This window comes from Streptomyces sp. NPDC058685, from assembly GCF_042714725.1.
GTDB lineage: Bacteria > Actinomycetota > Actinomycetes > Streptomycetales > Streptomycetaceae > Streptomyces.
Genome location: NZ_JBHXSL010000008.1, coordinates 231,807 through 258,337, shown reverse-complemented (window position 1 = coordinate 258,337; position 26,531 = coordinate 231,807). Strand labels below are relative to the sequence as shown.

The window sequence follows — 26,531 nt, the reverse complement described above, 5'->3', positions numbered from 1 at the left end:
CGACCCCGGCCGTACGCACCCCCGGGGGGGGGGGGGGGCGCGGGCTCTTGGGGGCCCCCGGGCCCGGGGTGCTGTATTCCCCGGTCGCACGGCCAGCCCGTACGTCCGGGGGGCGGGCCGGCGCCCGGGGGAGTGTCCCCGGGCGCGGCACCACACCAGCACCGCCACGCCCTTGAGGACGGAAGGTGTCCGCAAGTCTGAGTAGCGTGTGGTCCATGGCCCCGAAGACGACGCATCCCGTGATCGGCAGGCGCGCCCTCAACCGCGCCACCCTCGAACGTCAACACCTGCTGCGCCGGGCTCCCCGGTCGGTAATGTCCGTCAAGGGCGCCGTCGAGCACCTCGTCGGCCTTCAGGCGCAGAACGTGAAGCCGCCGTACTACGCCCTTGCCGCGCGGCTCGACGGCTTCCGCCCCGAGGAGCTCTCCGCGCTGATGGCGTCCCGCGAGGTCGCGCGCCTGGTGACCCTGCGCTCCACCATCCACACGCACTCCGCGGACGACTGCCTCAGCCTGCGGCCGTTCGCCCAGGCCGGCGGCCCCGACCGGGAGCTGAGGATGTTCCAGTCCCGCGGTGGGCTGGACGGGGTCGATCCCGACCGGCTCCGCACCGTAGCCCGCGAGGTGGTCGAGGAGGAGCCGCGGACCCTGGGGCAACTTCGCGAGGAGCTGCTGAAGGAGTGGCCGGAGGCCGATCCCCTCTCCCTGTCGGTCGCCGCCCGCTGTGTGCTGCCCCTGGTGCAGATCACGCCGCGCGGCGAGTGGGGCCGCAGCGGCCAGGTCGTGCTGACGACGGCCGAGCGGTGGTTCGACCGGGAGGCGTCGCCCGCGGCGTCCGCCGACGAGGTCGTACGGCGGTATCTGGCCGCTTTCGGGCCCGCGTCGGTCAAGGACATGCAGACGTGGTGCGGCCTGACCCGGATGCGGCAGGTCTTCGAGCGGCTGCGGCCCGGCCTCGTCGTCTTCCGGGACGAGAAGGGCGTGGAGCTGTTCGACCTCCCGGACGCGCCCCGGCCGGACGAGGACACCCCCGCCCCGCCCCGCTTCCTGCCCGAGTTCGACAATCTGCTGCTCTCGCACGCCGACCGCAGCCGTGTGGTGGCCGACGACCACAGAAGCCTGACCTGGCGCGGCAACCAGGCGTACTCCACGCTGCTCGTGGACGGCTTCCTCGCCGGGATCTGGCGGTCGGTGGAGGAGAAGGACACGGTGAGCCTGACGATCCAGGCCTTCGGGAAACTCAGCCGCGCGCAGCGCGACGCGGTGGCCGCGGAGGGGGAGTCGATGCTCTCCACCCTGTCCACGGCCACCGCGCACGACATCCGCTTCGGGGACGTTCTCGGTACGTCGTGATCGGAGCCCGCCTCCCCGCTCGGCGAGTCCGGTCAGAGGCCGCCTCCCCGCTCGGTGAGTCCGGTCAGAGGGCGGTTCCCCCTCAGGACGTCCTGGCCAGAGGCCGGCCTTCCCTCAGGACGTCCTGCTCAGAGTCCGATGTCCCGGCCGCGGTGGTCGTCGAACGTCTCCCGGCGCACCAGTAGCCGCGACCGTCCACCCGACACGGCCACCACCGGCGGCCGCCCCGTCATGTTGTAGCCCGAGGCCATCGACACCTGGTACGCCCCCGACGCCGGTACGGCCAGGACGTCCCCGGGCCGTACGTCCTCCGGCAGTTCCACCGCCTCCGCGAGCACGTCGCCCGCCTCGCAGTGCCGGCCGACCACCGTCGTCGCGCGCATCGGTGCGGCCGACGCGCGCCCCACCAGACGGACGGTGTACCGCGCCCCGTACAGCGCCGGTCTGGGGTTGTCGCTCATTCCGCCGTCGACGGCCACGAACACCTGCCCGCCGGTCCGCTTGACCGCCAGCACCCGGTAGAGGGCGATGCCCGCGGGAGCCATGATCGAGCGGCCGGGCTCCACCGTGAGCCGGGGCAGCGGATAGTCGAACTCCGCACAGCTGCGGACCAGTTCGTCGTTGATCCGACGGCCGTACGCCGCCGGGGCAGGCGCCGGGTCTCCCGGCAGATACGCCACGGCGAAGCCGCCGCCGAGGTCGAGCTCGGGAAGGGTGATCCCATGACGCTCGCGGATGCGGGCCATGAAGGCGACCACCCGCCGCACATTCTGCGCGTACGGCTCCGGGGAGGCGATCTGCGAGCCCAGATGGCTGTGCAGACCGGTCAGTTCGAGCCGCGGCTGACCGAGGATACGGGCGATCGCGTCCTCGGCGTCGCCGTCGGCGATGGACAGGCCGAACTTCTGCCCCTCCGCGCCCGTACGGATCTTCGCGTGGGCGCCGGCCTCGATACCGGGCAGCACGCGCACCATCACCTGCTGCGCCCCGGGCCCCGTCACCTGGGCGGCGAGCCGGGCTATCTCGCAGTCCGAGTCGATCACGATCCGGCCGACGCCGAGCCGCAGCGCGGTGCGCAGGTCCTCGGGCGACTTGGCGTTGCCGTGCAGCACGATCCGGTCCGCGGGGAAGCCGCGGACCGCGGCCAGCTCCAACTCGCCCGCGGAACAGACGTCCAGGCCGAGGCCCTCCTGCTCCATCCAGTCGACGACGGCACGGCACACGAACGCCTTGGCCGCGTAGACCACTTCGGCGTCGGGCAGGGCACGCAGCCACGCACGGGCCCGGGAGCGGACCTCGTCCTCGTCGAGAACGTAGGCCGGGGTGCCGTACCGTTCGGCGATCTCGGTGAGCGGGACTCCGCCGACGGCCACGTCGCCCCCCGGTGCGGAGACGGCGGACACGGGCCACACCGAGGGTGCGGCGAGTTCGGGTATCGAGACCGGTACTGCGGGGATGGCAGTCATCCGTACACCTCCAGTGGATCAGTTCAGGAAAGCGTGGACGGCGGTGACGGCGGTCCACACGAACGCGGTCGCCCCGGTCACCCGGAGCACTCCGACCGCGTCGGGGTCCCAGCCGCCGCGGCGGGGGCAGGGCTGGACAGCGGGGGGAGCGGGCGCCCGCCGGGGCGCCGGTGCGGAGAGCTGGGGGTCGACCGTCACGAGCGTGACGCCCAGCGGTTCGGCGAGCGCGCGCAGCGCGGGCTCCGCGAGGCGGATCCACTGCTGCTCCTCGCCGAGGACGGCGAGGAGCCGTTCCCTGCTGGTGAAGCCGACCGCGGTGCGTACGCCGAGCGGGTTGCGCACGAAACGCAACTGGTGTCCTCCGGCAGAGCCGAGCCGAACCGGCACATAGAGCGGCCCTGCCGGGCGGCGTTCGTCGGGGTCGGCGGTGTCCGCGTCCTCACGGGTGAGGGTGTTCATCATGTCCTCCGCTGGGGGAGTCGAGCGCTTTCCTGACCCCTCGAAGCTATGCCCGCCCGGACACGGAACGGCGGTTCCCTGACGCGCTGCTGATCGTGCGGAGCCGCTCTTTGACGCGTCCTTGGCGGGGTGACCGGAGGCGCTCACCGGGTGTCACGGTGAGAGATGCGGACAGCCACTGCCGGACCTCACCCGACCGGTATCACCCGAGCGGTGACGGCCCCCATCCGCAGCGGTGACGGCCCTCATCCGCAGCGGTGACGCCCCCTCATCCCACCCGAGCGGCGATGGCCCGTGCGCACTGGAGGGACTCGGTGCGCGTCGTGTCCACCTCCAGGTCGTAGCGGACGCCCGCGTGGACCACCTCCGCCTGCGCCGAGGCCATCCCGGCGATCCGGTCGCCCCGCGCCACCTCACGACCCGCCGCGACCGTGCTCTCGCACCGGACACCGACCCACAGCACGGGCAGGTCTCCCGCGGCCCGCTGCCACCGTCGCTGCGACGCCGCTCCGCCGAGGAACACCTCGTCGACGACGACCCGGGCGCCCGCCCGCGCCATCGCGACGACGCCCTCGATCCACGCCGCTTCCACGGCCCGGAACGCTTCCCCGACGTGCACCGCGCCGTCCGGGGCGAAGTCGATCCCCGCGCCGGACGTCCGCAGGGACGCGGGCATCGCGTCGACCAGTGTGTCGACCCCGAGGACCAGCCAGGGATCCGGCAGGACCGCCTGGAGGCAGCGGGCGATGCCCGACTTCCCCGAGCTGGAGCCACCGTTGAGAAAAATCAACCGAGTCATCGCGCCACCGTAGGGGCGCCGGCGCGACGGTCAAAGGGGATATCGGGGACGGGCCGGGGGCGGTGACGGGCCTTTCCCGATCACGCGGCCCGCTCGCCGCCACCGTCCGTCCGGGCGGCCCCGGGCACGGTCTCCGTCAGTCCGCGGCTCCCGGATGCAGTACGGCCCCGGATTCCGTCCCGGTCGGTCCGCGCGGCCCCCGGACACGCCTGCGTCAGTCCGCGCGGCCCGTCGCCGCCACCGTCACACCCAGCCCGATCATCGCGAACCCGCCCGCGCCGCCCACCATCGACAGCCGCCGTTCCGAGCGGGCGAACCAGCCGCGGGCCGCGGCGGCGCCCAGACCCCACAGCGTGTCGGTGACCAGGCCGATGCAGATCGGGACCAGTCCCAGGAGCAGCATCTGTGCGGGCAGGCTGCCCGCCGAGTGGTCCACGAACTGCGGCAGCACTGCGGCGAAGAAGACGATGCCCTTCGGGTTGGTGACGCCGACGAGGACGCCGTCCACGACGGTCCTCACATCGCTGCGGGCAGGCCCGGCGGGTGCCGACATGTCGGAGGCCTTCATGTCCTTGCGGTGCCGGAACGCCTGGACGCCGAGGTGAATGAGGTAGGCCGCGCCGGCCAGCTTCACCGCCATGAACACGAGGACGGACCGTTCGACGAGCGAGCCGACGCCCAGGGCGACGAAGACCACCAGCGCGTACGAGCCGACGACATTGCCCAGGGCCGTGGCGACCGCGGTACGGCGCCCGTGCGCCAGCGCCCGCCCGATCACGAACAGCACGCTCGGGCCGGGAATCACGATCACGAGGAGGGACATCGCGGCAAAGGCGAGGAAGCGTTCGGTCGACACCATGGGCGTCATTCAACCCGACGTCGAGGAAGCGCCTCCAGGGCCGGGAGCCGCCCCTCTGCTGTGACCCCGACCACGGACCGACGCGTCACCGGCGCGGCGGTGGGTCACCGGCCCGCGCCCGGCTCACCGTGCCATCCAGCCGCCGTCCACGACCAGCACATGCCCGTTCACGTAGTCCGCCGCCGACGAGGAGAGGAAGACGACGCTGCCCGCGAGGTCCTCCGGGCTGCCCCACCGGCCGGCCGGGATGCGGCCGAGGATCTCCGTGTTCCGCTCAGCGTCCTCACGCAGGGACTCGGTGAAACCGGTGGCGATGTAGCCCGGCGCGACCGCGTTGACCTGCACCCCGCGCGGGCCCCATTCGGTGGCCAGCGCCTTGGTCAGACCGGCGACCGCGTGCTTGCTCGCGGCGTACGACGGCACCCCGACACCGCCCTGGAACGACAGCAGTGACGCCACGTTGACGATCTTCCCGCTGCCGCGGGCCGCCATCGCCGTGCCGATCTCCCGGCAGAGCAGGAACACGGCGTCGAGATTGACCGCGAGGACACCGCGCCACTCCTCGTAGGCGGTGTGTTCGGCCGGTGATCGGTGGATCGCGCCCGCGTTGTTGACGAGGATGTCGACGGGCCGCCGGTCCAGCAACTCCCGCACCGTGGACGGGATCGCGCTCGGTACGGCCAGATCGAGCACCAGCGTCTCGGCGTCGCGGCCGAGGGCGCGCACCGCCTTCTCGGTCTCCTCCAGCGGCCCGCCGCGGCCGGCGAGCACCAGATCGGCTCCCGCCTCCGCCAGCCCCAGGGCGATCGCCCGGCCGATGCCGGAACGGGCGCCCGTCACCAGCGCCGTACGTCCTTCCAGTGAGAACAGCCCGCTCATCGCCACTCCTCGGTCGTGCTCGCACCGCTCCTACCCGCGGGGCCGGGACCCACGCGGCCCGGACCCGCGACGCTCGTGCCTGCCCCGAGGCCCCGGCGGATCACCTCACGGCAGCAGACCCGCACGGCGCGCCGCCACCACCGCCTCCGTCCGGGTGTGCGCACCCAGCTTCCGCATCGCGGCCCGCAGATACCCCTTCACCGTCTCCTGTTTCAGACCCAGCCGCTCCGCCGCGCCGGCGTTGGTCGCGCCCGTGGCCACACACGCCAGCACGTCCAGCTCGCGGGGCGCCAGGGCGATCGCGGGGGCCGCGGACCGGCCGCCCGTGGCTGCCGCCAGCCTGCCGCAGACCTCCAGCAGCGACGCGCGCAGCGACGGGTCGACGACCCGCGGTGCCAGCGCCCGCAACTGGCCGTGCGCCTCGCGGACCTCCTCCCACGACCCACCGCCCGCCGCCGGCTCCCGTGCCACGGCCAGCAGTTCCCGCACCTCGTCCCGTACGACCAGGGTCTGCTCCACGTCCCGGGCCGCTGCCACGGCGGCGTCGAAGGTCCGGTCGCCCAGCGGCACCGGCCGGCGCAGGGCGCCGTACAGGACGCCGCGCACCTTGCGGCGTACGACGACCGGCACCGCGAGCACCGAGCGCAGCCCCTCGGTGGAGACCGCCGCGTCGTACTCATGACTGATGTGGCGGGCCTCGCGGTAGTCGGTCACCGCGCACGGCCGGGACAGCGCCATGGACTTTCCGCCGAGACCGTTGCCCGCGCAGATCGCCAGCCCGCGCAGCGCACCGGTCTGCGCCCCGCTCAGTTCGGCTATCCGCAGCTGGCGGCTGTCGTGCAGCAGACCGCCGAACGCGATGGGCAGCCCGCTCGTCCGGCGCAGCCGCAGCAGCGCCGCTCGCACCTCGACCGCGTCGGCAGGCTCGGACACTGCTCATCTCCCTCGGCGGCGGGTCACCCCCGAAAGGGGGTAGTGAGACCTGGGTCACTGATTACACGATGCTACGCAGTGGTGTGGCAACGAGGAGGACACATGGCGGCAAGCGGCGCGACGGAGGAGTTCCGGGCGGCACGGGACTTCCTGCTGCGGTACCGGGACGACTACACGACGGCCTACCAGGGCTTCGTCTGGCCGCGCCCCGAGCGGTTCAACTGGGCCCTCGACTGGTTCGACGTGATCGCCGAGGGCAACGACGCCACGGCGCTGCACATCGTCGACGAGGACGGCACCGAGACCCGGATCTCGTTCGCCGAGATGTCCGAGCGCTCGAACCGGGCCGCGAACTGGCTGCGCGCGCAGGGCGTCGGACCCGGCGACCGCATCGTCGTCATGCTCGGCAATCAGCACGAGCTGTGGGAGACCGCGCTGGCAGCCATGAAGCTGCGTGCCGTCGTCATCCCCGCCACCCCGCTGCTCGGTCCGGTCGATCTGCGCGACCGCATCGAGCGCGGCCGGGCCTCGCACGTGCTCGTACGGTCCGAGGACACCGGCAAGTTCGCCGAGGTGCCCGGCGACTACACCCGGATCGCGGTCGGCGAGGAGACGGCGGGCTGGCTCCCGTACGCCGAGGCGTACGACGCCGACCCCGGCTTCGCACCCGAGGGGATCACCCGCTCCGACGACCCGCTGATGCTGTACTTCACCTCCGGCACGACCGCCCGGCCCAAGCTCGTCGAGCACACCCATGTGTCGTATCCGATCGGGCATCTCACCACGATGTACTGGATCGGCCTGAAGCCCGGCGACGTGCATCTGAACATCTCCTCGCCCGGCTGGGCCAAGCACGCCTGGTCCAACCTCTTCGCTCCCTGGAACGCCGAGGCGACCGTCTTCATCCACAACTACACGCGCTTCGACGCGGGCCGTCTGATGGCGGAGATGGACCGCGCCGGGGTGACCAGCTTCTGCGCGCCGCCCACTGTGTGGCGCATGCTGATCCAGGCGGACCTCGGCCAGTTGCGGACCCGGCCGCGGGAGGTCGTCGCGGCGGGGGAGCCGCTGAACCCGGAGGTCATCGAGACGGTACGGCGCGAGTGGGGCGTGACGATCCGGGACGGCTTCGGGCAGACGGAGACCGCCGTGCAGGTCGCCAACAGCCCCGGCCAGCTGCTGAAGGCCGGTTCCATGGGCCGGCCGTGCCCCGGCTACCGGGTCGAACTGCTCGACCCGTCCACCGGTGAACCCGGCGCCGAGGAGGGCGAGATCGCGCTCGACCTGTCGGCCCTGCCCGTCGGCCTGATGACCGGATACCACGGTGACCAGGAGCGTACGGACGAGTCGATGGCGGGCGGCTTCTACCGCACCGGCGACATCGGCGCGCGCGACGGGGACGGATACATCACCTACATCGGCCGCTCCGACGACGTTTTCAAGGCGTCCGACTACAAGATCTCGCCGTTCGAGCTGGAGAGCGCGCTGCTGGAGCACGAGGCGGTGGCCGAGGCGGCCGTCGTGCCCGCCCCGGATCCGCTGCGGCTCGCGGTCCCCAAGGCGTACGTGGTGCTCGCCGAGGGCTGGGAACCCGGGCCGGACACCGCGAAACTGATCTTCGAGCACTCGCGTGCGGTGCTCGCCCCGTACAAGCGCATCCGCCGCCTCGAGTTCGCCGAGCTGCCGAAGACGGTCTCCGGCAAGATCCGCCGGATCGAGCTGCGCGAGCGTACGGCCGAGGGTTCGTCCGCCGAGTACACCGAGGGAGACCTGCGATGAGCCTCTCCTACGCCCACGGCACGGGCACCACGGCACTGCTCGGCGACACCATCGGGCAGAACCTCGACCGGGCGGTCGCCGCGTACCCGGGCCGCGACGCCCTCGTCGACGTGGCATCCGGTCGTCGCTGGACGTACGCCGAGTTCGGCGCGGCGGTCGACCGGCTGGCCCGCGGGTTTATGGGCGTCGGCGTCGCCAAGGGCGACCGGGTCGGGATCTGGGCGGTGAACTGCGCGGAGTGGGTGCTCGTGCAGTACGCCACCGCCCGCATCGGCGCGATCATGGTGAACATCAACCCGGCGTACCGGGCGCACGAGCTGGAGTTCGTCCTCCGGCAGGCGGGGGTCTCGGTGCTGTGCGCCTCCCAGCGCCACAAGAGCAGCGACTACCGGGCGCTCGTCGAGCAGGTACGGGCGAACTGTCCCGGCCTGCGCTCCGTCCACTACATCGGCGACAGCTCCTGGGATGAGCTGGCCGACGCGGCCCCGGCCGTCTCGGACGAGCAACTGGCCGCGCGCGAGGCCGAGTTGTCCTGCGACGACCCGGTCAACATCCAGTACACCTCGGGCACCACGGGCTTCCCCAAGGGCGCGACGCTGTCCCACCACAACATCCTCAACAACGGGTATTTCGTGGGGGAGATGATCGGCTACACCGAAGAGGACCGGGTCTGCATCCCGGTGCCCTTCTATCACTGTTTCGGCATGGTCATGGGGAACCTCGCGGCCACCTCGCACGCCGCGTGCATGGTCGTCCCGGCGCCCTCCTTCGACCCGGAGTCGACCCTGCGCGCGGTCGAGGACGAGCGCTGCACCTCGTTGTACGGCGTGCCGACGATGTTCATCGCGGAGCTGAACCTCCCCGGCTTCGCCTCCTACGACCTGAGCTCCCTGCGCACCGGCATCATGGCGGGCTCGCCGTGCCCGGTGGAGGTGATGAAGCGGGTCGTCTCCGAGATGAACATGGCCGAGGTGTCGATCTGCTACGGCATGACGGAGACCTCCCCGGTCTCCACCCAGACCCGCCGCGACGACGACCTGGAGCGCCGCACGAGCACCGTGGGCCGGGTGCTGCCCCATGTCGAGGTCAAGGTGATCGACCCGGCGACCGGGGTGACGGTGCCGCGCGGCGAGGCGGGCGAGCTCTGCACCCGCGGCTACAGCGTGATGCTCGGCTACTGGGACGAGCCGGAGAAGACCGCAGAGGCGGTCGACGCCGGACGCTGGATGCACACCGGCGACCTGGCCACGATGCGCGAGGACGGCTGTCTCCAGATCGTCGGCCGGATCAAAGACATGATCATCAGGGGCGGTGAGAACGTCTATCCGCGCGAGATCGAGGAGTTCCTCTACAGCCACCCCAAGATCGCGGACGTGCAGGTCGTCGGTGTCCCGGACGAGAAGTACGGCGAGGAGATCCTGGCCTGCGTCGTCCCCCGCGACCCGGCCGATCCGCCCGCCCTGGAGGACATCGCCGCGTTCTGCCGCGAGCGCCTGGCGCACTACAAGGTCCCGCGCCGGCTGGAGATCCTCGACAGCTTCCCGATGACCGTCAGCGGCAAGGTGCGCAAGATCGAACTGCGCGAGCGGTACGCACGGAGCTGAGGCTCACAGCTCCCGGCGCAACCACACCCGCGGCCGGCGGGCGAGACCGCTCCCGGCAGCCACCTGTGCCGAGACTGCCGATCAGGCCGCGCCCGAGGCGCCGGTGGGCGGCCGTCGGGTGGGCCGGAACCTGCTCGGCCCGGGCCGAGACCGTCGACCGGGGAGTTCGGCGGCCGTGGCCGGGGTGGGATGCGCACGAGGGCTTGATGACCGAGCACCCTGGGCGCCCAGGGTGCTCGGGACCGCCCGGTCCACGGCCCGTAGGCCCTACGCGCCGGTGGAGACCAGCTCGTCCGCCGGCCCGTTGACCGGTTGCGGACTGCCCGTGAGGTCCATGACGAACAGCGGGACGCCGACGCCGTCCGCTCGGGATCTGGCGTCGTTCTCGTATCCCGCGAGCGAGAAGAAGACGGTCGACGCAGAGGCGCTCATACCGCTCAGCCACAGACACTCGACATCGCGCAGGGTGGCGGGCCGGGTGGAGGGATCGACCCGGGCGATCAGGCCCTGGGCGCGCAGATCCGTGCCGGACGCGGGCCGGGTGTCCGGCTGGACCACATCGCGGAAGCCCAGCCACTGGAGATAGCGCGTCGCCGCCGTCACCGCGTCCCGCGCCGTACGGATGGTGACCGGGCGGAACGAGGGGCGCGGCACGGTCGCCGCACGGGGCAGGGGTATGCGCGCGGGCGGCTCGGGGAAGGAGCGGCCGGCCGGGACGGGGGTGCTCACCGGGCGCACCGGAATGCGCAGCACGGTGCCGCAGGGGCAGCCGAGCTCCGGCTGCGGCCACTGGTCCTGCCGTCCGCACTCCGTGCAGCGAACGGTCACCCAGTCGTCGGTCCAGGTGCGGTGCGTGATGCGTTCCGGCGGGGCCGCGCGCACCAGCGGCGGCGCGAGCGGCGCGCCGCACGCGCACGGATACACCGGTGAGGCGAACAGGTGGTCGCGGCGACAGCACGGGCAGCGCACCGGGACCGGCTCGGCCATCACTTCCCCCTTGGTCTGTCCTGCTGCCGTCCATCGTCCATCAAGAGCGGGGCCTTGGGGAGGGACTTCGGGCATCCCTTGACGACGCCAGGCCCGCCGCCTACATTGCTTCCATATAGCAGAACTATTCTTCCGCATTACGGAATCCAGCTCTGAGGGGCGCGAGGAGCGAGAATCCGCCAGGCCGAAGCAGGAGCACCCCATGCCTCGTATGACCGCTGCCCGAGCGGCAGTTGAGATCCTCAAGCGCGAAGGCGTCACCAACGCGTTCGGCGTGCCCGGCGCGGCGATCAACCCCTTCTACAAAGCCCTCCAGCAGGGCGGCGGCATCGACCACACGCTCGCCCGCCACGTCGAGGGCGCCTCCCACATGGCGGAGGGCTACACGCGGGCCAACCCGGGCAACATCGGTGTCTGCATCGGTACGTCCGGCCCCGCCGGTACCGACATGATCACCGGCCTCTACTCCGCGATCGGCGACTCGATCCCGATCCTGTGCATCACCGGCCAGGCGCCGACCGCGGTGATCCACAAGGAGGACTTCCAGGCCGTCGACATCGCCTCGATCGCCAAGCCGGTCACCAAGGCGGCGACCACCGTCCTGGAGGCCGCGCAGGTCCCCGGCGTCTTCCAGCAGGCCTTCCATCTGATGCGGTCGGGCCGTCCCGGGCCGGTCCTCATCGACCTGCCGATCGACGTCCAGCTGACCGAGATCGAGTTCGACCCGGAGACGTACACACCGCTGCCGGTCTACAAGCCGTTCGCGAGCCGCCCGCAGATCGAGAAGGCGCTGTCGCTCCTGCTGGCCTCCGAGCGGCCGCTGATCGTCGCCGGCGGCGGCATCATCAACGCCGACGCGTCCGATCTGCTCGTGGAGTTCGCCGAGCTGACCGGCACGCCCGTCATCCCCACCCTGATGGGCTGGGGCGCCATCGCCGACGACCACGAGCTGAACGCCGGCATGGTCGGTCTCCAGACCTCGCACCGCTACGGCAACGCGACGTTCCTGGAGTCGGACTTCGTCATCGGCATCGGCAACCGCTGGGCCAACCGCCACACCGGCGGCCTCGACGTCTACACGAAGGACCGCACGTTCGTCCACGTCGACATCGAGCCCACCCAGATCGGCAAGATCTTCGCGCCCGACTACGGCATCGTCTCCGACGCCCGCGCGGCGCTGGAGTTGTTCGTCGAGGTCGCCAAGGAGCTCAAGGCCGAGGGCAGGCTGCCCGACCGCAGCGAGTGGGCCGCCTCCGCGCAGGAGCGCAAGGCCACGCTCCAGCGCCGTACGCATTTCGACAACGTCCCCATGAAGCCGCAGCGCGTGTACGAGGAGATGAACAAGGCCTTCGGCCCCGAGACGCGCTACGTCACCACCATCGGCCTCTCCCAGATCGCGGGCGCGCAGATGCTGCACGTCTACAAGCCGCGCCACTGGATCAACTGCGGCCAGGCGGGCCCGCTCGGCTGGACGATCCCGGCCGCGCTGGGCGTCGCCACCGCCGACCCGGAGACCCCGGTGGTCGCGCTGTCCGGCGACTACGACTTCCAGTTCATGCTGGAGGAGCTGGCGGTCGGCGCGCAGCACCGGATCCCGTACGTCCACGTCCTGGTCAACAACGCCTACCTGGGCCTGATCCGCCAGGCGCAGCGCAACCTGGACATCAACTTCCAGGTCAACCTGGAGTTCGAGAACATCAACTCCCCGGAGCTGGGCGTCTACGGCGTCGACCATGTCAAGGTCGTCGAGGGTCTCGGCTGCAAGGCCATCCGCGTCACCGAGCCGGACCAGCTGCTGCCGGCCTTCGAGGAGGCCAAGAAGCTGGCGGCGGAGTACCGGGTCCCGGTGGTCGTCGAGGCGATCCTGGAGCGCGTCACCAACATCTCGATGGGCGTCCAGATCGACGGCGTGAACGAGTGGGAGGACCTGGCCACCGAGCCGGGCCACGCGCCCACGTCCATCAAGCCCCTGAAGGTCTGATCCACCCTCGCACCAACGGTCCCCGCCCCGGTCCTGACCCCGGGGCGGGGACCGTTTCCCTTGTCCGGGGTGCTCTGGCGGACACCTCGCTCACCTGATCATCCGATAACAAGCCCCTTGGCCTGTCTTCCCCTGGCCGGCTGCCGGGCAGCCGACAGAAGCCGGACCATGCCGCGAGGACAACGGCGGCCCGGCGTTCCGGCGCAGCCGCTCAGCGCAGGACGGCCGCCAGCAGATCGGAGCCCAGCGCCGTCAGTTCGGCCGCTTCGAGGGTGTGACGGACGTACCGGCCGTCCCGCTGTGCCGTGAGCAGGCCCGCGCGGCGCAGGACGGCGAGGTGGCGGGAGACCTCCGGGCGTGAGAGCTCCCAGGCGTGGGCCAGTTCACTGGTGGTGTGCGGGCCGCGGGCCAGGGTGCGCAGCAGCCGCAGCCGTACCGGATGGGCGAGTGCCTCCAGCCGCAGTGTGACCGTTTCCAGTGATACCGGCTCGGATGGAGTCGGCTCGGCCACGGGGTACTGCACCACCGGCTGCCACCCGGGCGCGTGGACCGCCACCAGGTGCGGGCGGCCGAAGACACTGGGGATGAAGGTGACCCCGGCGCCATGGGCGGAGGTCGCCTTGTCCTGCACCTTGTCCACGATGATGCAGTCGCCGTCCGGTGCCAGGGTGACCGCGGCGGAGACGGATGCGAGTGCCGGCCCGATGCCGTGGCGCTTCAGCAGATCGTTCTTCACGCGCAGATCGGTGGCGAGCTGCACGGCGACGCCCGCCCAGGCGGCGTCGAAGAAGGCCCCGGCGCACTGTTCGAGGGTGTGGCGCACCCGCGCCCGCACGGCGGCCGGGTCCGCGAGCAGCCGTTCGGCGAAGGCCTCTTGCAGCGCGCCGCGCGCCTGGGCGAGGTCCAGGGCCCGCTCGCGCGCCGTCGCGTCGGTGAGCGGCGACCGCGCAGCGAAGTGGACCCGGCTGCTGCCGCACGTGGTGACGAGCGCGGCGGTCACATACGTTTCGTCGTCGATGCGGTCCACGTCGTCCAACTCCTCGGCGAGGGTGGGCCGTGGCCGGGCGGGAAGCAGGAAGTCCGCCTGTGAGGAACGCCAGAGGAACTCGGCCTCCCTGAGCCGCTCGGCCTGCTCCGGACGCAGCCCGGCCCAGACATCGGCTGCCCAGCCGGCGAACTGCGGATGATGCCCGGGTTCGGCCAGCACGTGCAGCATCGCGGTCAGTTCGGCCAGCGGGGAGGCGGCGAACCGCAGCCGCTCGGACGGCAGGCCGCCGATGTCGATCCTCAACGTCATCGCCTCATCATCACCGACCGGATGGCCGGTGATGATGTCGGTTGACGGTGTCCGTCAACCGACACGGCAAGCCCGGCGGCCGACCGCACCGTTGGCGCCATGACAACCACCACCCCGAGCCGGCCTCGCGCCCGCGCCCTCGTGCGTGCCACTGGAGGCCCCCGCTATGCGGTCGCCCTCGCCGTGGACGCACTCGGCACCGGCCTGCTGCGGCCCTTTCTGCTGCTCTACGGGGTGATGGTGCTGAGGCTGTCGGCGCCCGCCACCGGCATCGCCATGACGGGGGGTGTCGTCGTGGGCCTGATGTGCATGCCCGCGGTCGGCCGGTGGCTGGACCGGGGGGCGCGCAGCACGGTCGTGGCGGCGTCGATGCTGGTGCGGGTGCTGGGTGTTGTCCTGCTGCTGGCCACACCGGCGGGATACGTCTGGCCGTTCGCGGCGGCGGCGCTCCTCCTCGGCATCGGCAACCAGGCATTCCCGGCCGCCCACGCGGCTCTCGTGGCCACGGTCGCCCACGGCCGGGAACGTGACACCGCGCTCGCGGCAGGCCGCGCCCTGCGCAACGCCGGTATGGGTGTGGGCGCGCTCCTCGCCACCGTATGTCTGGCGGGCGGCGCGACCGCCTTGCAGGCGCTGGCCGCCGTGACCGGGCTCGCGTATCTCACCGCGGCGGCGCTGGCGTGGTCGGTGCGTCTGCACGCCGGTCCGGCCGCTGCCCCGCCCGAGGGGGGTGACGACGGGCCGCCACCCCGGATGCGGGCGCTGCTCGCGGCCAACGTGGTGTACGCCTTCTGCCTCAATGTCCCCGAAATCGCGCTCCCGTTGGTCCTGGTGACCCAGGTGCACGCGTCCCCGGTGTGGTCGGCGGCGATCTTCGTGGCCAACACGGTGCTGGTGGTCACCCTCCAGGTTCCGCTCACCGTCCTGATGTCCCGCTACTCCCGGCGCACGGTGCTGGCGCTCGCGGGGCTGGTGCTCACCGCGTCCTATCTGGGCTTCCTGGTGGCGACGTCACTGGGACACGGCTGGGGCGCCCCGGCCGTCGCCGTGGTGTCGGTGGTCTGCACCCTCGGCGAGATCCTCTACGCCGGCAGCGCCACCGCGTTCGTCACGGCTCTCGCTCCGGCCCATGTCATGGGACGCACGCTCGCCCGCTTCGAGCTCTCCACGGGCTTCGGTCTCGCTGTGTCCCCGGCGGTCATCACCGCTCTCGCACCACTTGGACCGGCCGCTCTCTGGGGCACCCTGGCCGGTGCGACGCTCGTCTCCGCCTCCGCTTTCGCTCCGTCAGCCGCCGACCAGGGCCGGGAGATCCACGGCGGCGGCGCTCGGGTGCGCACCGGCCCCTATGCGGCGGTGCGCTCCCGTTCCGCGGCGATCGCCCGGCGCAGGGCCTCCAGCTTCAGAGGAAGCAGCGGGCGCAGACCGTCGTAGCGCAGACGGCCGACGCGGTAGGAGGTGATGAGGCCGTTCTCCTCCAGGGGCATGCCGGCGGGACGCAGTACCGTACGGCCGTCCTCGTCGAGGATCCCGTCGTGGTTCATCCACAGCGAGACCCAGAGCTTGCTGGTGCCGTGGGTGCGCCGGACGAGTTCCGCACGCAGCGGCAGCCATCTCTCCAGGGCCGCCCGGGTCAGCGGTGAGGTGTCGATCCACTCACCCGGCTCCGCGCCGACGACGGCCCCGCCCTGTGGGTGCCGCTCGATGTACACGGCGGCGTTGCCGTCCGCCAGATGGGTCAGACGCTGCCCGATCAGCTCGCCGCTGCGCGCGGCGGTGTCCAGCTCCATACAGAGCACGGCCGTCAGCCGGGTCTGCGCGGGGGACATGGCGCCGCCGAGGTATCCGTCGAGCTGCCGGCGCAGCGCCGAGAGCGTCGCCTGCCGCGGGACGGGGCGCAACGGGACCTCGCCGCCGCCCAGTTGAGGAGCGGGCATCCCGTGGGCCTCGCGCAGGAGGTCGACGCACCGGCGCCGGATCTCGTTCGTCGGCCCGGAGGTGGGCGGGAGGGCGCCCGCGACGCGGCGGGCCCGCAGTGCGCCGGATTCGGCGAGACGCAGATACGGGGTGATGGCGTCCTCTTCGAGGAGGCGTCGCAGGCTGCGCCGTGCTCCGACGGGCAGTGCGCCGCGGGCGAGTGCCCGGTCCAGCTCGCCGCGGACCATGTCGAGCTGCCGCCGGCGCGCTTCGCCGACGCCGAGCTCGTCGAGGAGCCCGTCGAGGGCGTTGACCGCGGCGAATGTCGACGTGGGCATGGGGTGATTGTGGCGTACGGCCGGGGTGTGCGCCGGGAAATGAGGTGAGGGCGTGGAGTACGGGACCGTCCGTACTCCACGCCCTCACGTATGTGGTGCCGCCCGACGGAGCGAGGCTGGCGCGACAGGACATTCGCACCGCCGGACGGAGTCTGTTGTCTGGCTGGGACCGCGGCGGCGGCGATTGGTCCCGGGGGGCCGCCTCCTTCTGGTCAAGAAGCGGCTCCGGAGCCTTCACCACCGCACTGGCATCGCACGACCGCCGCGGTCCTCGCCTTCGCCCGCTCGGCGGACCACCCCTCATTCGGGTCCGCCGCGCGGGCTCGGCGCCCAGGACATGACCTCCCGTCAGATCCTGGGCGCAGTCGGTGCCCTCAGTCCTCGCGCAGGGCGCGGACCGCTTCCTCGACGCGCTTGCCGTAGTCGGCGTCGGCGGCGTGGAAGTGGGCGAGGTTCTTCTCGATGACGTCGTCACGGCCGACCTGGGACAGCCCGCCGGCGATGTTCGCGACGAGGCGCTGCTTCTCGTCCTCGGACATCAGCCGGTAGAGCTCGCCCGCCTGGAAGAAGCCGTCGTCCTTGACGTGAGCGGGGGCGGCGTGGGTGCCCGTCCAGCCCTGGACGGCGAGCGGTGCGGACTGGGCGCCGTCGATCTGCGCCGGTCCCGCGTACGAGTTGGGCTCGTAGTTCTTCTCGTGGCGCGAGCCGTTGCGCGTGGCCATGATGCCGTCGCGGCCGTAGTTCTGCGCCGTCGTCGCCTTGGGGGCGTTGACCGGCAGCAGGGTGTGGTTGACGCCGAGGCGGTAACGGTGCGCGTCCGCGTAGGCGAACAGCCGGCCCTGGAGCATCTTGTCCGGCGAGGGGCCGATGCCGGGAACGAAGTTGTTGGGGGAGAACGCCGCCTGCTCGACCTCGGCGAAGACGTTCTCGGGGTTGCGGTCGAGCACCAGCCGGCCGACGCGCTGGAGCGGGTAGTCGGCGTGCGGCCAGACCTTGGTGAGGTCGAACGGGTTGAAGCGGTAGTCGGCCGCTTCGGCCGCCGGCATGACCTGCACGTGCAGCGTCCAGGACGGGTTGACCCCGCGTTCGATGGCCTGGAGGAGGTCGGTCTGGTGCGAGTTGGCGTCCGAGCCGACGACTTCGGCCGCCTGCTCCGAGGAGAGACAGCGGATGCCCTGGTTGGTCTTGAAGTGGTACTTGACGAAGAAGGCCTCGCCCTCGGCGTTCGTCCACTGGTAGGTGTGCGAGCCGTAGCCGTTCATGTGGCGGTACGAGGCGGGGATGCCGCGGTCGCCCATCAGCCAGGTGATCTGGTGGGTGGACTCGGGGGAGTGCGCCCAGAAGTCCCAGACGTTGTCCGGCTCCTGCTTGCCCGTGAAGGGGTCGCGCTTCTGGGAGTGGATGAAGTCGGGGAACTTGATCGGGTCCTTGATGAAGAACACCGGGGTGTTGTTGCCGACGAGGTCGTAGTTGCCCTCTTCGGTGTAGAACTTCAGGGCGAAGCCGCGCGGGTCGCGGACCGCGTCCGCGCCGCCGAGCGAGTCGGCGACGGTGGAGAAGCGGATGAAGGTCTCGGTGCGCTTGCCCACCGCGGAGAGGAAGTCCGCCTTGGTGAAGCCGGTGACGTCGTCGGTGACCTCGAAGTAGCCGTGTGCGCCGGAGCCGCGGGCGTGCACCACGCGCTCCGGGATCCGCTCGCGGTTGAAGCGGGCGAGCTTCTCCAGGAGGTGCTGGTCCTGGAGGAGGAGCGGGCCACCGACGCCGGCGGTGGCGGAGTTCTGGTTGTCGGCGACCGGGGCGCCTGACTCGGTCGTAAGCACACGCTGCGTCATGGTGGCGGGTCTGACCTTCCGTACTGAAGCTGTTGATGTGGCCGGCGGTGCGAGGAGCGTAATTTCGCCCCGGAGGCAACGTCAACAGTTTGTTGAAAACGAGGTGTGGTGTTCCGGACGGCGCCGGCGCCTGGGCGCGACAGGACAGGTGTCAGCGCCGACGCCGCCCGGAAATCAGGGGGCCCCGAGCGAGGGCCGGTTGCTCAGACCTGCTGGCCGGAGAGCCGCTCGACGGCGCGCAGCAGGGCCGAGTGGTCCAGGCCGCCGTCGCCCTGCGCACGCAGGGAGGCGACCAGTTGGGCGACCACGGCGCCGACGGGCAGCGCGGCACCGACATTGCGGGCGGCGTCGGTGACGATGCCCATGTCCTTGTGGTGCAGGTCGATCCGGAAGCCGGGCTTGAAGTCCCGGTTCAGGAAGTTGTCCTTCTTGCGGGTCAGCACGGTCGAGCCGGCGAGGCCGCCGTTGAGCACGTCGAGCGCGGCCTGGAGGTTCACGCCGGACTTCTCCAGGAAGACGACGGCCTCGGCGCACGCCTGGATGTTCACGGCGACGATCAGCTGGTTGGCGGCCTTCACCGTCTGGCCGGAGCCGTGGGGGCCGCACAGCACGATGGTCTTGCCGAGCGCTTCGAGGATCGGCAGGGCGGTGTCGAAGTCGCTCTGCTCGCCGCCGACCATGATGGACAGCACGGCCTCGATCGCGCCGGCCTCGCCACCGGAGACCGGGGCGTCGAGGACGCGCAGGCCCTTCTCGGCGGCGGCCTTCGCCAGGTCGACCGAGGTCTGCGGGGTGATCGACGACATGTCGATGATCAGCGCGCCGGACCGGGCGTTCTCCAGGATGCCGTCCGGGCCGTACGCGATGGCCTCGACCTGCGGGGACGCCGGCACCATCGTGATGACCACGTCGGCGTCCTTGACGGCCTCGGCGATCGAGGACGCGACGGTGCCGCCGGCCGCGGCGAGCCGGTCGAGCTTGTCCTGCTCCAGCGTGAAGCCGGTGACGGAGTAGCCGGCCTTCAGCAGGTTCTCGGACATGGGGGAGCCCATGATGCCGAGACCGATCCACGCGATCGCCGGGCGGGAATCTGCGAGATTGCTCATGAGGGTGCCTTCCTGAACACTTCTGTACGTCTGTGAGTTCAGCGCGCCGCGCGCGCCTCGGCCGGGAGCCAGTCGAAGGACTCGGCGCTCGGGCGGTCGCCGGCCTTGTACTCCAGGCCCACCCAGCCCTCGTATCCGGCCTTCGTCAGCTCGTCGAGGAGCTGCTCCAGCGGGAGCGAGCCGGTGCCCGGGGCGCCGCGGCCGGGGTTGTCGGCGATCTGCACGTGGCCGGTCTTGTCGGCGTAGGCCGCGATGACCTGGCTGACGTCCTCGCCGTTCATCGACAGGTGGTAGATGTCGAGCAGGAACTTGGCGTTCCCGAGGCCGGTCGCCGCGTTGACCCGGTCGATGACCTCGATCGCGGCCGGGGCGCTCACCAGCGGGTAGAGCGGGGACTCCGGCTTGTTGAGCGTCTCGACGAGCAGGATCGCCCCGATGCGGTCGGCCGCACGGGCGGCCAGCACCAGGTTCTCCAGCGCGAGGGTGTCCTGGATCTGCGGGTTCACGTCCTCGACACGGTTGCCGTAGAGGGCGTTGAGCGCCTTGCAGCCCACCGAGGCGGCGAAGTCCGCCGCCACCTCGATGTTGGCGCGGAAGCGGTCGGACTCCTTGCCGGGCACGGAGAGCGCGCCGCGGTCGGGGCCCGGCAGCTGCCCGGCGTAGAAGTTCAGCCCCACCAGCTGGGTGCCGGCGTCGTCGAGCGCCTTCTTGAGGGCGTCGAGCTCGGCCTGCGCCGGGGTGGGGGTCTCGATCCAGGGCCACCACAGCTCGACCGCCGTGAAGCCTGCCGCGGCGGCTGCCGCGGGGCGCTCCAGGAGCGGGAGTTCCGTGAAGAGGATCGAAAGGTTCACATCGAAGCGCTGGTCGGTGCCGTGCTTGTCCGTGGAAGCGGGGGCCATGAGGCTGTGCGCTCCTTCCGTATTGCGGAAGTCAGTTTCTGCTTAACGGAAGATTGCAGGCGGTCCGTCGAACTTGTCAAGGGGCCATCTCTGATTTCGCCTCTCTCGCGTTAGGTTGTGCGCGTGCGATTGAGAGTGGAGTTCACGACCGAGCCCTTCGACCTGGACGAAGCGCCCGCCCATGCCGTGGTGGCCCGTGAGGTCGTCCAGTCGGCCGAGCTCGACGCCGTCGATGTGGGGCCGTTCGGCAACACGGCCGAGGGCGACGCCGACGCCGTGCTCACGGCGGTCGACGCGCTCGTGCGCCGCTCCCTGGAGGCCGGGGCCACCCGGGTCTCGCTCCAGATCAACGTGGTCGGGGAGGGCGAGAAGTGAGCGGCCCCTCGGAGCACCCCCTCACCCGAGCGGTCAAGCCGCTCGTCGACGCGATGGGCGCGGAGATAGTCGAGCCCGGGCAGGCGAGCCCGGACGATGTGGTGCTCGCCTGGGAGGGCGAGGACGTCATCGCGGTTCGGCTGCCGCAGCTCTCCGACTCCCTCGACCACATCCTGGCCGCCCTGGAGCGCCGTCACGGGATGCCGCTGTCCGAACTGGACCGCAGGACGAAACAGCTGGTCGTGCGCTCCCTGGAGGCCCGCGGCGCCTTCTCGGTGCGGCACGGTGTCGAGACGGTGGCCGGTGCGCTCGGCGTCAGCCGCTTCACCGTCTACAACTATCTGAACCGCGAGAACGGCACCAAGGGCCAGTGAGCACGGGCCCCTGTTTCACCCCGTGACCGCGGGCGGTCACGGCGCGTGGTGGTGATCTCCGGGCGGCGACTCGGGTGTCACCGAGTTTTCAACAAAGTGTTGACGCAATGTTGCCGGAGGGCGTTAGCTGTCCGCAGCCCGTCCAACGCACAGCGAAAAACAGCCACGGAGGCTCCCGTGACTTCGAGCTCGACGCCGGGCCTCGCCCGGTTCAACACATCGGCGGAGAGCGACGCGACCGCCGCGCTCCACGAGGTGTGCGCCAGTTCGGCCTGGGGAGACAAGCTGCTCGCGCAGCGTCCCTACGCCACCGCCGAGGCCCTCTTCACCGCCAGTGACGCCGCGATGGCCGAGCTGACAGCCGCGGATCTGGCCGAGGCGATGGCAGGACACCCACCGATCGGCCGGCCGAAGCCGGGCGACCCGACCTCCGCCCGCGAACAGCGGGGGATGGCCGGCGCCTCCGAGGAACTGAAGGCCGAACTGCTCGAACTGAACCTGGCCTACCAGGAGAAGTTCGGTCACGTCTTCCTGATCTGTGCCACCGGCGCCACCGGTGAGCAGATGAGGGACGCGGTCAGGGTCCGGATCCAGAACTCCGACGAGCAGGAGCGGGAGATCGCCCGCGGAGAGCTCGTCAAGATCAACCGGATCCGGCTGGCCCGCCTCGTAGAAGGAGAGTGACCTGTGAGCACCGAGACCGCGGCTTCGCCGCACAGCACAGTGTCCACCCACATCCTGGACACCAGCATCGGCCGCCCCGCCGAGGGCGTCGCCATCTCGCTGTCGGCCCGCCCGGGCCCCGGCGCCGAGTGGACCGCCCTCGGCGGCTCCGCCACCGACGCCGACGGGCGGTGCAAGGACCTGCCGGCACTGCCGGAGGGCACCACCCATGTACGTCTCGACTTCGAGACCGAGGCGTACTTCTCCACCAGAAACAACGCCAATCAGCAAGCCGAGGCGCAGCAGGACGCCCCCCGCGTAAGGGACAGCGGTGCGTTCTTCCCGGAGGTGGCGATCACATTCGCCGTCGTTCCGGGCGAGCACTATCACGTACCGCTGCTGCTCAACCCGTTCGGCTACTCCGTTTACCGAGGGAGCTAGCAGACATGCCCACGATTCTCGGCCAGAACCAGTACGGCAAAGCAGAGAACCGCGTCGTCAAGATCACGCGGGACGGCGACACCCACCACATCAAGGACCTGAACGTCTCGGTCGCCCTCTCCGGCGACATGGACGACGTCCACTACTCCGGCTCCAACGCCAACGTCCTGCCGACCGACACCACCAAGAACACGGTGTACGCGTTCGCCAAGGAGCACGGCATCGAGTCCGCCGAGCAGTTCGGCATCCACCTGGCCCGTCACTTCGTGACCTCCCAGGAGCCGATCCACCGGGCGCGCATCCGCATCGAGGAGTACTCCTGGGAGCGCATCGCCACCTCGGACGCCAACTCCAAGTTCATCGGCTCCGACGAGGTACGGCACTCCTTCGCCCGCAAGGGCCAGGAGCTGCGCACCGCCCAGATCACCTACGACGGTGAGAACTGGGAGGTCCTGTCCGGTCTGAAGGACCTCACGGTCATGAACTCCACCAACTCGGAGTTCTGGGGCTACGTCAAGGACAAGTACACGACGCTCAAGGAGGCGTACGACCGCATCCTGTGCACCGACGTCTCCTCGGTCTGGCGCTACAACTGGACCAGCGACGACGACCGGATGCCCAACTGGGAGAAGTCGTACGAGCAGGCCAAGAAGCACATCCTGCAAGCCTTCGCCGAGACGTACTCCCTCTCGCTCCAGCAGACCCTGTACCAGATGGGTTCGCGGGTGATCAACAGCCGCAGCGAGATCGACGAGATCCGCTTCTCGCTGCCGAACAACCACCACTTCCTGGTGGACCTCGAGCCGTTCGGGCTGAAGAACGACAATGAGGTGTACTTCGCGGCGGACCGCCCGTACGGCCTGATCGAGGCCACGATCCTGCGGGACGGCGTCGAGCCGCGGATCCCGGTCGACATGACCAACCTGTAGCCAACCGCTTGAACCCCCGACGCGTGCGCCGGCGTTGAGTCCCAGGGGGAGAGCGGGGGCATCTGCGCAACAACAGAACCGCGGACCCGGTCGTCACCCCGCTCGACCCCCGGGCCCGTTCCATCAATGGGAAGAACGAGGAACCGCCATGGCGGCTTCGCGCATCGTCATCGAGAACTGTGCCATCGCGACCGTGGACGCGGACGACACCGAGTACGCGTCCGGGTACATCGTCGTCGCCGACAACCGGATCGAGTCGGTGGGCGCCGGACAGGCCCCCGCCGGACTGGAGAACGTGGTCCGCCGCATCGACGGCACCGGCCATCTCGCCACGCCCGGTCTGATCAACACGCACCACCACTTCTACCAGTGGATCACCCGGGGCCTCGCCACCGACCACAACCTGTTCAACTGGCTGGTGGCGCTGTACCCGACGTGGGCGCGGATCGACGAGCCGATGGCCCGCGCGGCCGCACAGGGCTCCCTCGCCATGATGGCCCGCGGCGGAGTCACCACCGCCATGGACCACCACTACGTCTATCCGCAGGGCTCCGGCGACCTGTCCGGCGCGATCATCGGCGCCGCGAGCGAGATGGGTGTCCGCTTCACGCTCGCCCGCGGTTCCATGGACCGTGGCAAGTCCGCCGGCGGACTGCCGCCGGACTTCGCGGTCGAGTCCCTCGAAGGCGCGCTCGCCGCCACCGAGGAGACCATCGACAAGCACCACGACGCCTCCTTCGACGCGATGACGCAGATCGCCGTCGCGCCGTGCTCCCCCTTCTCCGTCTCCACCGAACTGCTGCGGCAGGGCGCCGAGCTGGCACGCCGCAAGAACGTACGGCTGCACACGCACGGCTCGGAGACCGTCGAGGAGGAGGAGTTCTGCAAGGAACTCTTCGGGATGGGCCCGACCGACTACTTCGAGTCGACCGGCTGGCTCGGCCAGGACGTGTGGATGGCCCACTGCGTCCACATGAACGACTCGGACATCGCCGCCTTCGGCCGTACGGGCACGGGCGTCGCGCACTGCCCGTCCTCCAACGCACGGCTCGCCGCCGGCATCGCCCGGGTCCCCGACATGCTGAAGGCGGGCGTCCCCGTCGGCCTCGGCGTCGACGGCACCGCCTCCAACGAGTCGGGCGAACTCCACACCGAGCTGCGCAACGCGCTGCTCGTCAACCGCCTCGGCCCCCACCGCGAGGCCGCCCTGAACGCGCGTCAGGCCCTGCGCCTCGGCACGTACGGCGGCGCCCAGGTCCTCGGCCGCGCCGAGCAGATCGGCTCGCTGGAGGCCGGCAAACTCGCCGACCTCGTGCTGTGGAAGCTGGACACGCTCGCCCACTCCTCCATCGCCGACCCGGTGATCGCGCTCGTCTTCGGCGCGGCAGCCCCCGTATCCCTCTCCCTCGTGAACGGCAAGACCGTCGTCGAGGACAACCACCTGACCACGGTGGACGAGGACGCCATCGCCCGCTCCGCGCGGGACGAGGCACAGCGCCTGGCGCGGATCGCCGCACAGGACTGACCCAAGCATCCGGTCGAGGGGGACGGCCCTCGGCCGGAAGCCGTGGACCCGAGCGGGGTCCATGGCAGCCGTGACCGGGGGGTGCGGCACCGCATATCGGTGCCGCGCCTCCCGGGACGGTGACTCGTGTCTTCACACCCCCGAAGCACCGGGCTCACCGCTGCACCACTTCGCACCACCTCCCTGACACCCGCGTCACCGCCGACGTGTAACCGACCGGAGGAACCGACCGTGGCCGCACAGCCCAGGTTTCCGAACGATGCAGACACACCCGCAGACACCACAGCGGACACAGACGCCGTACCGGCAGGGCCGGACGCACCGGCCGTATCCGACGCACCGGCACAGAAGCATCCGGTCGACGAGACCCTGCCTCCACTGAAGATGTTCACCAGCGGCCTTCAGCATGTGGCCGCGATGTATGCGGGTGTGGTGGCCCCGCCCATGATCGTGGGGCCGGCCGTGGGGCTGAGCGCCACGGACACGGCCTTCCTGATGGGGGCCAGCCTCTTCACCGCCGGCATAGCCACCCTTCTGCAGACGCTCGGCTTCTGGAAGGTCGGCGCCCGGCTCCCGTTCGTCAACGGAGTCTCCTTCGCCGGTGTGACCCCGATGGTCGCCATCGGCAGGGACCGCGGAGCGGACGGCATCACCGTCATCTTCGGCGCGATCATCGTCGCCAGCGTGCTCGGATTCGTCCTCACGCCGTACTTCTCGAAGCTGGTCCGCTTCTTCCCGCCCGTCGTCACGGGCACCGTCATCACCCTCATCGGCGTCTCGCTGCTGCCGGTGGCCTTCAACTGGTCGCAGGGCGGCAACTCCACGGCCGACGACTACGGTTCGATGAAGAACATCGGCATGGCGGCCCTCACCTTCGTGATCGTGCTGGCCCTGCGCAAGGTCCTGCGCGGCTTCCTCCAGCAGATCGCGATCCTGCTCGGCCTCGTCGCGGGCACGGTCGTCGCGGCGCCGCTCGGCATGGCGAACCTCGACGCCATCAAGAACGCCGACATCGTCGGCTTCCCCACGCCCTTCCACTTCGGCGCGCCGCAGTTCGAGATCGCCGCGATCGTCTCCATGTGCATCGTGATGCTCGTCTGTATGACGGAGTCGACCGCCGACATGCTCGCCCTCGGCAGGATCGTGGACCGGCCGGCCGACGAACGGGTCATCGAGGGCGGGCTGCGGGCCGACACCCTCGGCAGCGCCATCAGCCCGCTGTTCAACGGCTTCATGTGCAGCGCCTTCGCCCAGAACATCGGCCTGGTCGCGATGACGAAGGTCCGCAGCCGCTTCGTCGTCGCCGCGGGCGGCGGCATCCTGATCCTGCTGGGCCTGTGCCCCGTCGCCGCCTCGGTGATCGCGCTCGTACCGCTGCCGGTCCTCGGCGGCGCGGGGATCGTGCTCTTCGGCTCGGTCGCGGCGAGCGGTATCCAGACGCTGGCCACCGCCGCCCTGGAGAAGGGCGAGAACGCGCTGATCGTCGCCGCGTCGGTCGGCATCGGACTGATCCCGATCGCCGCGCCGGAGTTCTACCACGCCTTCCCGAAGGACGCGCTCGTCGTCCTCGACTCCGGCATCTCCACCGGCTGCATCGTGGCGATCGCCCTCAACCTGGCCTTCAACCACCTCGGGAGGAAGGGCAGTTCGGACGAGGCGGAGCAGGACGCGCACGGCAGCGGGAAGCCGGACGGGACGACGGTGCCCGCCCCGGCCGCCGCGGTGCACTGAGCGAGC

Annotated in this window: 24 protein-coding genes; 12 read left to right on the top strand and 12 right to left on the bottom strand. The window is 70.9% G+C overall.

What is annotated here, in order from left to right; genetic code table 11:
• The first annotated feature begins 215 nt into the window (after positions 1–215).
• Positions 216–1,352, top strand: a complete 1,137-nt coding sequence (locus ACFWU3_RS10770; protein ID WP_384434286.1) for a winged helix DNA-binding domain-containing protein — start codon at positions 216–218, stop codon at positions 1,350–1,352.
• Positions 1,353–1,480: 128 nt separating this feature from the next.
• Here the strand turns inward: ACFWU3_RS10770 and lysA are convergent, their stop codons facing one another.
• The 6 genes from lysA to ACFWU3_RS10740 form a co-directional block, all read right to left on the bottom strand.
• Positions 1,481–2,818 carry a diaminopimelate decarboxylase gene (lysA, locus tag ACFWU3_RS10765; RefSeq protein WP_384434283.1) on the bottom strand — a complete coding sequence of 446 codons (1,338 nt, stop codon included), beginning with the start codon at positions 2,816–2,818 and terminating at the stop codon, positions 1,481–1,483.
• An 18-nt stretch (positions 2,819–2,836) separates the two neighbouring features.
• Positions 2,837–3,277, bottom strand: a complete 441-nt coding sequence (locus tag ACFWU3_RS10760; protein ID WP_384434280.1) for an SAV_915 family protein — start codon at positions 3,275–3,277, stop codon at positions 2,837–2,839.
• Between the two features lie 268 nt (positions 3,278–3,545).
• On the bottom strand, positions 3,546–4,076 hold the full coding sequence (gene cpt / locus ACFWU3_RS10755) for a chloramphenicol phosphotransferase CPT (protein WP_384434277.1): 531 nt from the start codon (positions 4,074–4,076) through the stop codon (positions 3,546–3,548).
• Between the two features lie 214 nt (positions 4,077–4,290).
• The gene (locus ACFWU3_RS10750) at positions 4,291–4,935 is read right to left on the bottom strand and encodes a LysE family translocator (RefSeq protein WP_384434274.1); all 645 of its coding nucleotides are present in this window, start codon (positions 4,933–4,935) and stop codon (positions 4,291–4,293) included.
• A 123-nt stretch (positions 4,936–5,058) separates the two neighbouring features.
• Positions 5,059–5,814: an SDR family oxidoreductase gene (locus ACFWU3_RS10745; RefSeq protein WP_384434271.1), complete on the bottom strand. Its 756-nt coding sequence runs from the start codon at positions 5,812–5,814 to the stop codon at positions 5,059–5,061.
• Positions 5,815–5,919: 105 nt separating this feature from the next.
• Positions 5,920–6,747, bottom strand: a complete 828-nt coding sequence (locus tag ACFWU3_RS10740; RefSeq protein WP_384434268.1) for a response regulator transcription factor — start codon at positions 6,745–6,747, stop codon at positions 5,920–5,922.
• 102 nt (positions 6,748–6,849) lie between these two features.
• On the opposite strand from ACFWU3_RS10740, the gene ACFWU3_RS10735 reads away from it, so the two are divergent.
• Positions 6,850–8,526, top strand: a complete 1,677-nt coding sequence (locus tag ACFWU3_RS10735; RefSeq protein ID WP_384434265.1) for an AMP-binding protein — start codon at positions 6,850–6,852, stop codon at positions 8,524–8,526.
• Positions 8,523–10,130, top strand: coding sequence for an AMP-binding protein (locus ACFWU3_RS10730; RefSeq protein ID WP_384434262.1), 1,608 nt, complete (start codon positions 8,523–8,525; stop codon positions 10,128–10,130). Before ACFWU3_RS10735 ends, ACFWU3_RS10730 begins: the two co-directional genes overlap by 4 nt.
• A 267-nt stretch (positions 10,131–10,397) precedes the next feature.
• Here the strand turns inward: ACFWU3_RS10730 and ACFWU3_RS10725 are convergent, their stop codons facing one another.
• The gene (locus tag ACFWU3_RS10725; protein ID WP_384434259.1) at positions 10,398–11,117 is read right to left on the bottom strand and encodes a hypothetical protein; all 720 of its coding nucleotides are present in this window, start codon (positions 11,115–11,117) and stop codon (positions 10,398–10,400) included.
• Positions 11,118–11,319: 202 nt separating this feature from the next.
• On the opposite strand from ACFWU3_RS10725, the gene gcl reads away from it, so the two are divergent.
• Entirely contained in the window at positions 11,320–13,098 is a 1,779-nt protein-coding gene (gene gcl / locus ACFWU3_RS10720; protein ID WP_384434256.1) for a glyoxylate carboligase, read from the top strand.
• A gap of 211 nt (positions 13,099–13,309) precedes the next feature.
• On the opposite strand, the gene ACFWU3_RS10715 is transcribed toward gcl, so the two are convergent.
• Positions 13,310–14,395 carry a DUF5937 family protein gene (locus ACFWU3_RS10715; protein WP_384434253.1) on the bottom strand — a complete coding sequence of 362 codons (1,086 nt, stop codon included), beginning with the start codon at positions 14,393–14,395 and terminating at the stop codon, positions 13,310–13,312.
• Between the two features lie 99 nt (positions 14,396–14,494).
• Here ACFWU3_RS10715 and ACFWU3_RS10710 point away from each other — a divergent pair, with 99 nt between their 5' ends.
• Positions 14,495–15,829: an MFS transporter gene (locus ACFWU3_RS10710; protein WP_384434250.1), complete on the top strand. Its 1,335-nt coding sequence runs from the start codon at positions 14,495–14,497 to the stop codon at positions 15,827–15,829.
• Here ACFWU3_RS10710 and ACFWU3_RS10705 read toward each other — a convergent pair.
• From ACFWU3_RS10705 to ACFWU3_RS10690, 4 genes are all read right to left on the bottom strand, one after another.
• Positions 15,742–16,650, bottom strand: coding sequence for a hypothetical protein (locus ACFWU3_RS10705; protein ID WP_384434248.1), 909 nt, complete (start codon positions 16,648–16,650; stop codon positions 15,742–15,744). The genes ACFWU3_RS10710 and ACFWU3_RS10705 overlap by 88 nt on opposite strands.
• A gap of 374 nt (positions 16,651–17,024) precedes the next feature.
• Positions 17,025–18,482: a catalase gene (locus ACFWU3_RS10700; RefSeq protein ID WP_384434245.1), complete on the bottom strand. Its 1,458-nt coding sequence runs from the start codon at positions 18,480–18,482 to the stop codon at positions 17,025–17,027.
• Positions 18,483–18,685: 203 nt separating this feature from the next.
• The gene (locus ACFWU3_RS10695) at positions 18,686–19,588 is read right to left on the bottom strand and encodes a 2-hydroxy-3-oxopropionate reductase (RefSeq protein ID WP_313943339.1); all 903 of its coding nucleotides are present in this window, start codon (positions 19,586–19,588) and stop codon (positions 18,686–18,688) included.
• Between the two features lie 38 nt (positions 19,589–19,626).
• The gene (locus ACFWU3_RS10690) at positions 19,627–20,487 is read right to left on the bottom strand and encodes a TIM barrel protein (RefSeq protein WP_384434242.1); all 861 of its coding nucleotides are present in this window, start codon (positions 20,485–20,487) and stop codon (positions 19,627–19,629) included.
• 123 nt (positions 20,488–20,610) lie between these two features.
• Here ACFWU3_RS10690 and ACFWU3_RS10685 point away from each other — a divergent pair, with 123 nt between their 5' ends.
• From ACFWU3_RS10685 to ACFWU3_RS10655, 7 genes are all read left to right on the top strand, one after another.
• The gene (locus tag ACFWU3_RS10685) at positions 20,611–20,862 is read left to right on the top strand and encodes a thiamine-binding protein (RefSeq protein ID WP_328862136.1); all 252 of its coding nucleotides are present in this window, start codon (positions 20,611–20,613) and stop codon (positions 20,860–20,862) included.
• Entirely contained in the window at positions 20,859–21,236 is a 378-nt protein-coding gene (locus tag ACFWU3_RS10680; RefSeq protein WP_384434238.1) for a helix-turn-helix domain-containing protein, read from the top strand. The genes ACFWU3_RS10685 and ACFWU3_RS10680 overlap by 4 nt, the downstream gene beginning before the upstream one ends.
• A gap of 177 nt (positions 21,237–21,413) precedes the next feature.
• Positions 21,414–21,920: a 2-oxo-4-hydroxy-4-carboxy-5-ureidoimidazoline decarboxylase gene (gene uraD / locus ACFWU3_RS10675; protein WP_384434235.1), complete on the top strand. Its 507-nt coding sequence runs from the start codon at positions 21,414–21,416 to the stop codon at positions 21,918–21,920.
• 3 nt (positions 21,921–21,923) lie between these two features.
• A complete protein-coding gene (uraH, locus tag ACFWU3_RS10670; protein WP_384434232.1) occupies positions 21,924–22,340 on the top strand; it encodes a hydroxyisourate hydrolase in 417 nt (138 codons plus the stop codon).
• Positions 22,341–22,345: 5 nt separating this feature from the next.
• A complete protein-coding gene (gene pucL, locus ACFWU3_RS10665) occupies positions 22,346–23,269 on the top strand; it encodes a factor-independent urate hydroxylase (protein WP_313943333.1) in 924 nt (307 codons plus the stop codon).
• 148 nt (positions 23,270–23,417) lie between these two features.
• Positions 23,418–24,794: an 8-oxoguanine deaminase gene (locus ACFWU3_RS10660; RefSeq protein WP_384434227.1), complete on the top strand. Its 1,377-nt coding sequence runs from the start codon at positions 23,418–23,420 to the stop codon at positions 24,792–24,794.
• Between the two features lie 231 nt (positions 24,795–25,025).
• The gene (locus ACFWU3_RS10655) at positions 25,026–26,525 is read left to right on the top strand and encodes a nucleobase:cation symporter-2 family protein (protein WP_384434225.1); all 1,500 of its coding nucleotides are present in this window, start codon (positions 25,026–25,028) and stop codon (positions 26,523–26,525) included.
• Positions 26,526–26,531 lie beyond the last annotated feature (6 nt).

Coding starts and splice junctions, on each gene's coding strand:
- ACFWU3_RS10750 (WP_384434274.1), bottom strand. CDS start 4,935: ATGGTGTCGACCGAACGCTTCCTCGCCTTTGCCGCGATGTCCCTCCTC.
- pucL (WP_313943333.1), top strand. CDS start 22,346: ATGCCCACGATTCTCGGCCAGAACCAGTACGGCAAAGCAGAGAACCGC.
- ACFWU3_RS10745 (WP_384434271.1), bottom strand. CDS start 5,814: ATGAGCGGGCTGTTCTCACTGGAAGGACGTACGGCGCTGGTGACGGGC.
- ACFWU3_RS10735 (WP_384434265.1), top strand. CDS start 6,850: ATGGCGGCAAGCGGCGCGACGGAGGAGTTCCGGGCGGCACGGGACTTC.
- ACFWU3_RS10730 (WP_384434262.1), top strand. CDS start 8,523: ATGAGCCTCTCCTACGCCCACGGCACGGGCACCACGGCACTGCTCGGC.
- ACFWU3_RS10695 (WP_313943339.1), bottom strand. CDS start 19,588: ATGAGCAATCTCGCAGATTCCCGCCCGGCGATCGCGTGGATCGGTCTC.
- ACFWU3_RS10725 (WP_384434259.1), bottom strand. CDS start 11,117: ATGGCCGAGCCGGTCCCGGTGCGCTGCCCGTGCTGTCGCCGCGACCAC.
- gcl (WP_384434256.1), top strand. CDS start 11,320: ATGCCTCGTATGACCGCTGCCCGAGCGGCAGTTGAGATCCTCAAGCGC.
- lysA (WP_384434283.1), bottom strand. CDS start 2,818: ATGACTGCCATCCCCGCAGTACCGGTCTCGATACCCGAACTCGCCGCA.
- cpt (WP_384434277.1), bottom strand. CDS start 4,076: ATGACTCGGTTGATTTTTCTCAACGGTGGCTCCAGCTCGGGGAAGTCG.
- ACFWU3_RS10710 (WP_384434250.1), top strand. CDS start 14,495: ATGACAACCACCACCCCGAGCCGGCCTCGCGCCCGCGCCCTCGTGCGT.
- ACFWU3_RS10660 (WP_384434227.1), top strand. CDS start 23,418: ATGGCGGCTTCGCGCATCGTCATCGAGAACTGTGCCATCGCGACCGTG.
- ACFWU3_RS10760 (WP_384434280.1), bottom strand. CDS start 3,277: ATGAACACCCTCACCCGTGAGGACGCGGACACCGCCGACCCCGACGAA.
- ACFWU3_RS10700 (WP_384434245.1), bottom strand. CDS start 18,482: ATGACGCAGCGTGTGCTTACGACCGAGTCAGGCGCCCCGGTCGCCGAC.
- ACFWU3_RS10770 (WP_384434286.1), top strand. CDS start 216: ATGGCCCCGAAGACGACGCATCCCGTGATCGGCAGGCGCGCCCTCAAC.
- ACFWU3_RS10715 (WP_384434253.1), bottom strand. CDS start 14,395: ATGACGTTGAGGATCGACATCGGCGGCCTGCCGTCCGAGCGGCTGCGG.
- ACFWU3_RS10705 (WP_384434248.1), bottom strand. CDS start 16,650: ATGCCCACGTCGACATTCGCCGCGGTCAACGCCCTCGACGGGCTCCTC.
- ACFWU3_RS10690 (WP_384434242.1), bottom strand. CDS start 20,487: ATGGCCCCCGCTTCCACGGACAAGCACGGCACCGACCAGCGCTTCGAT.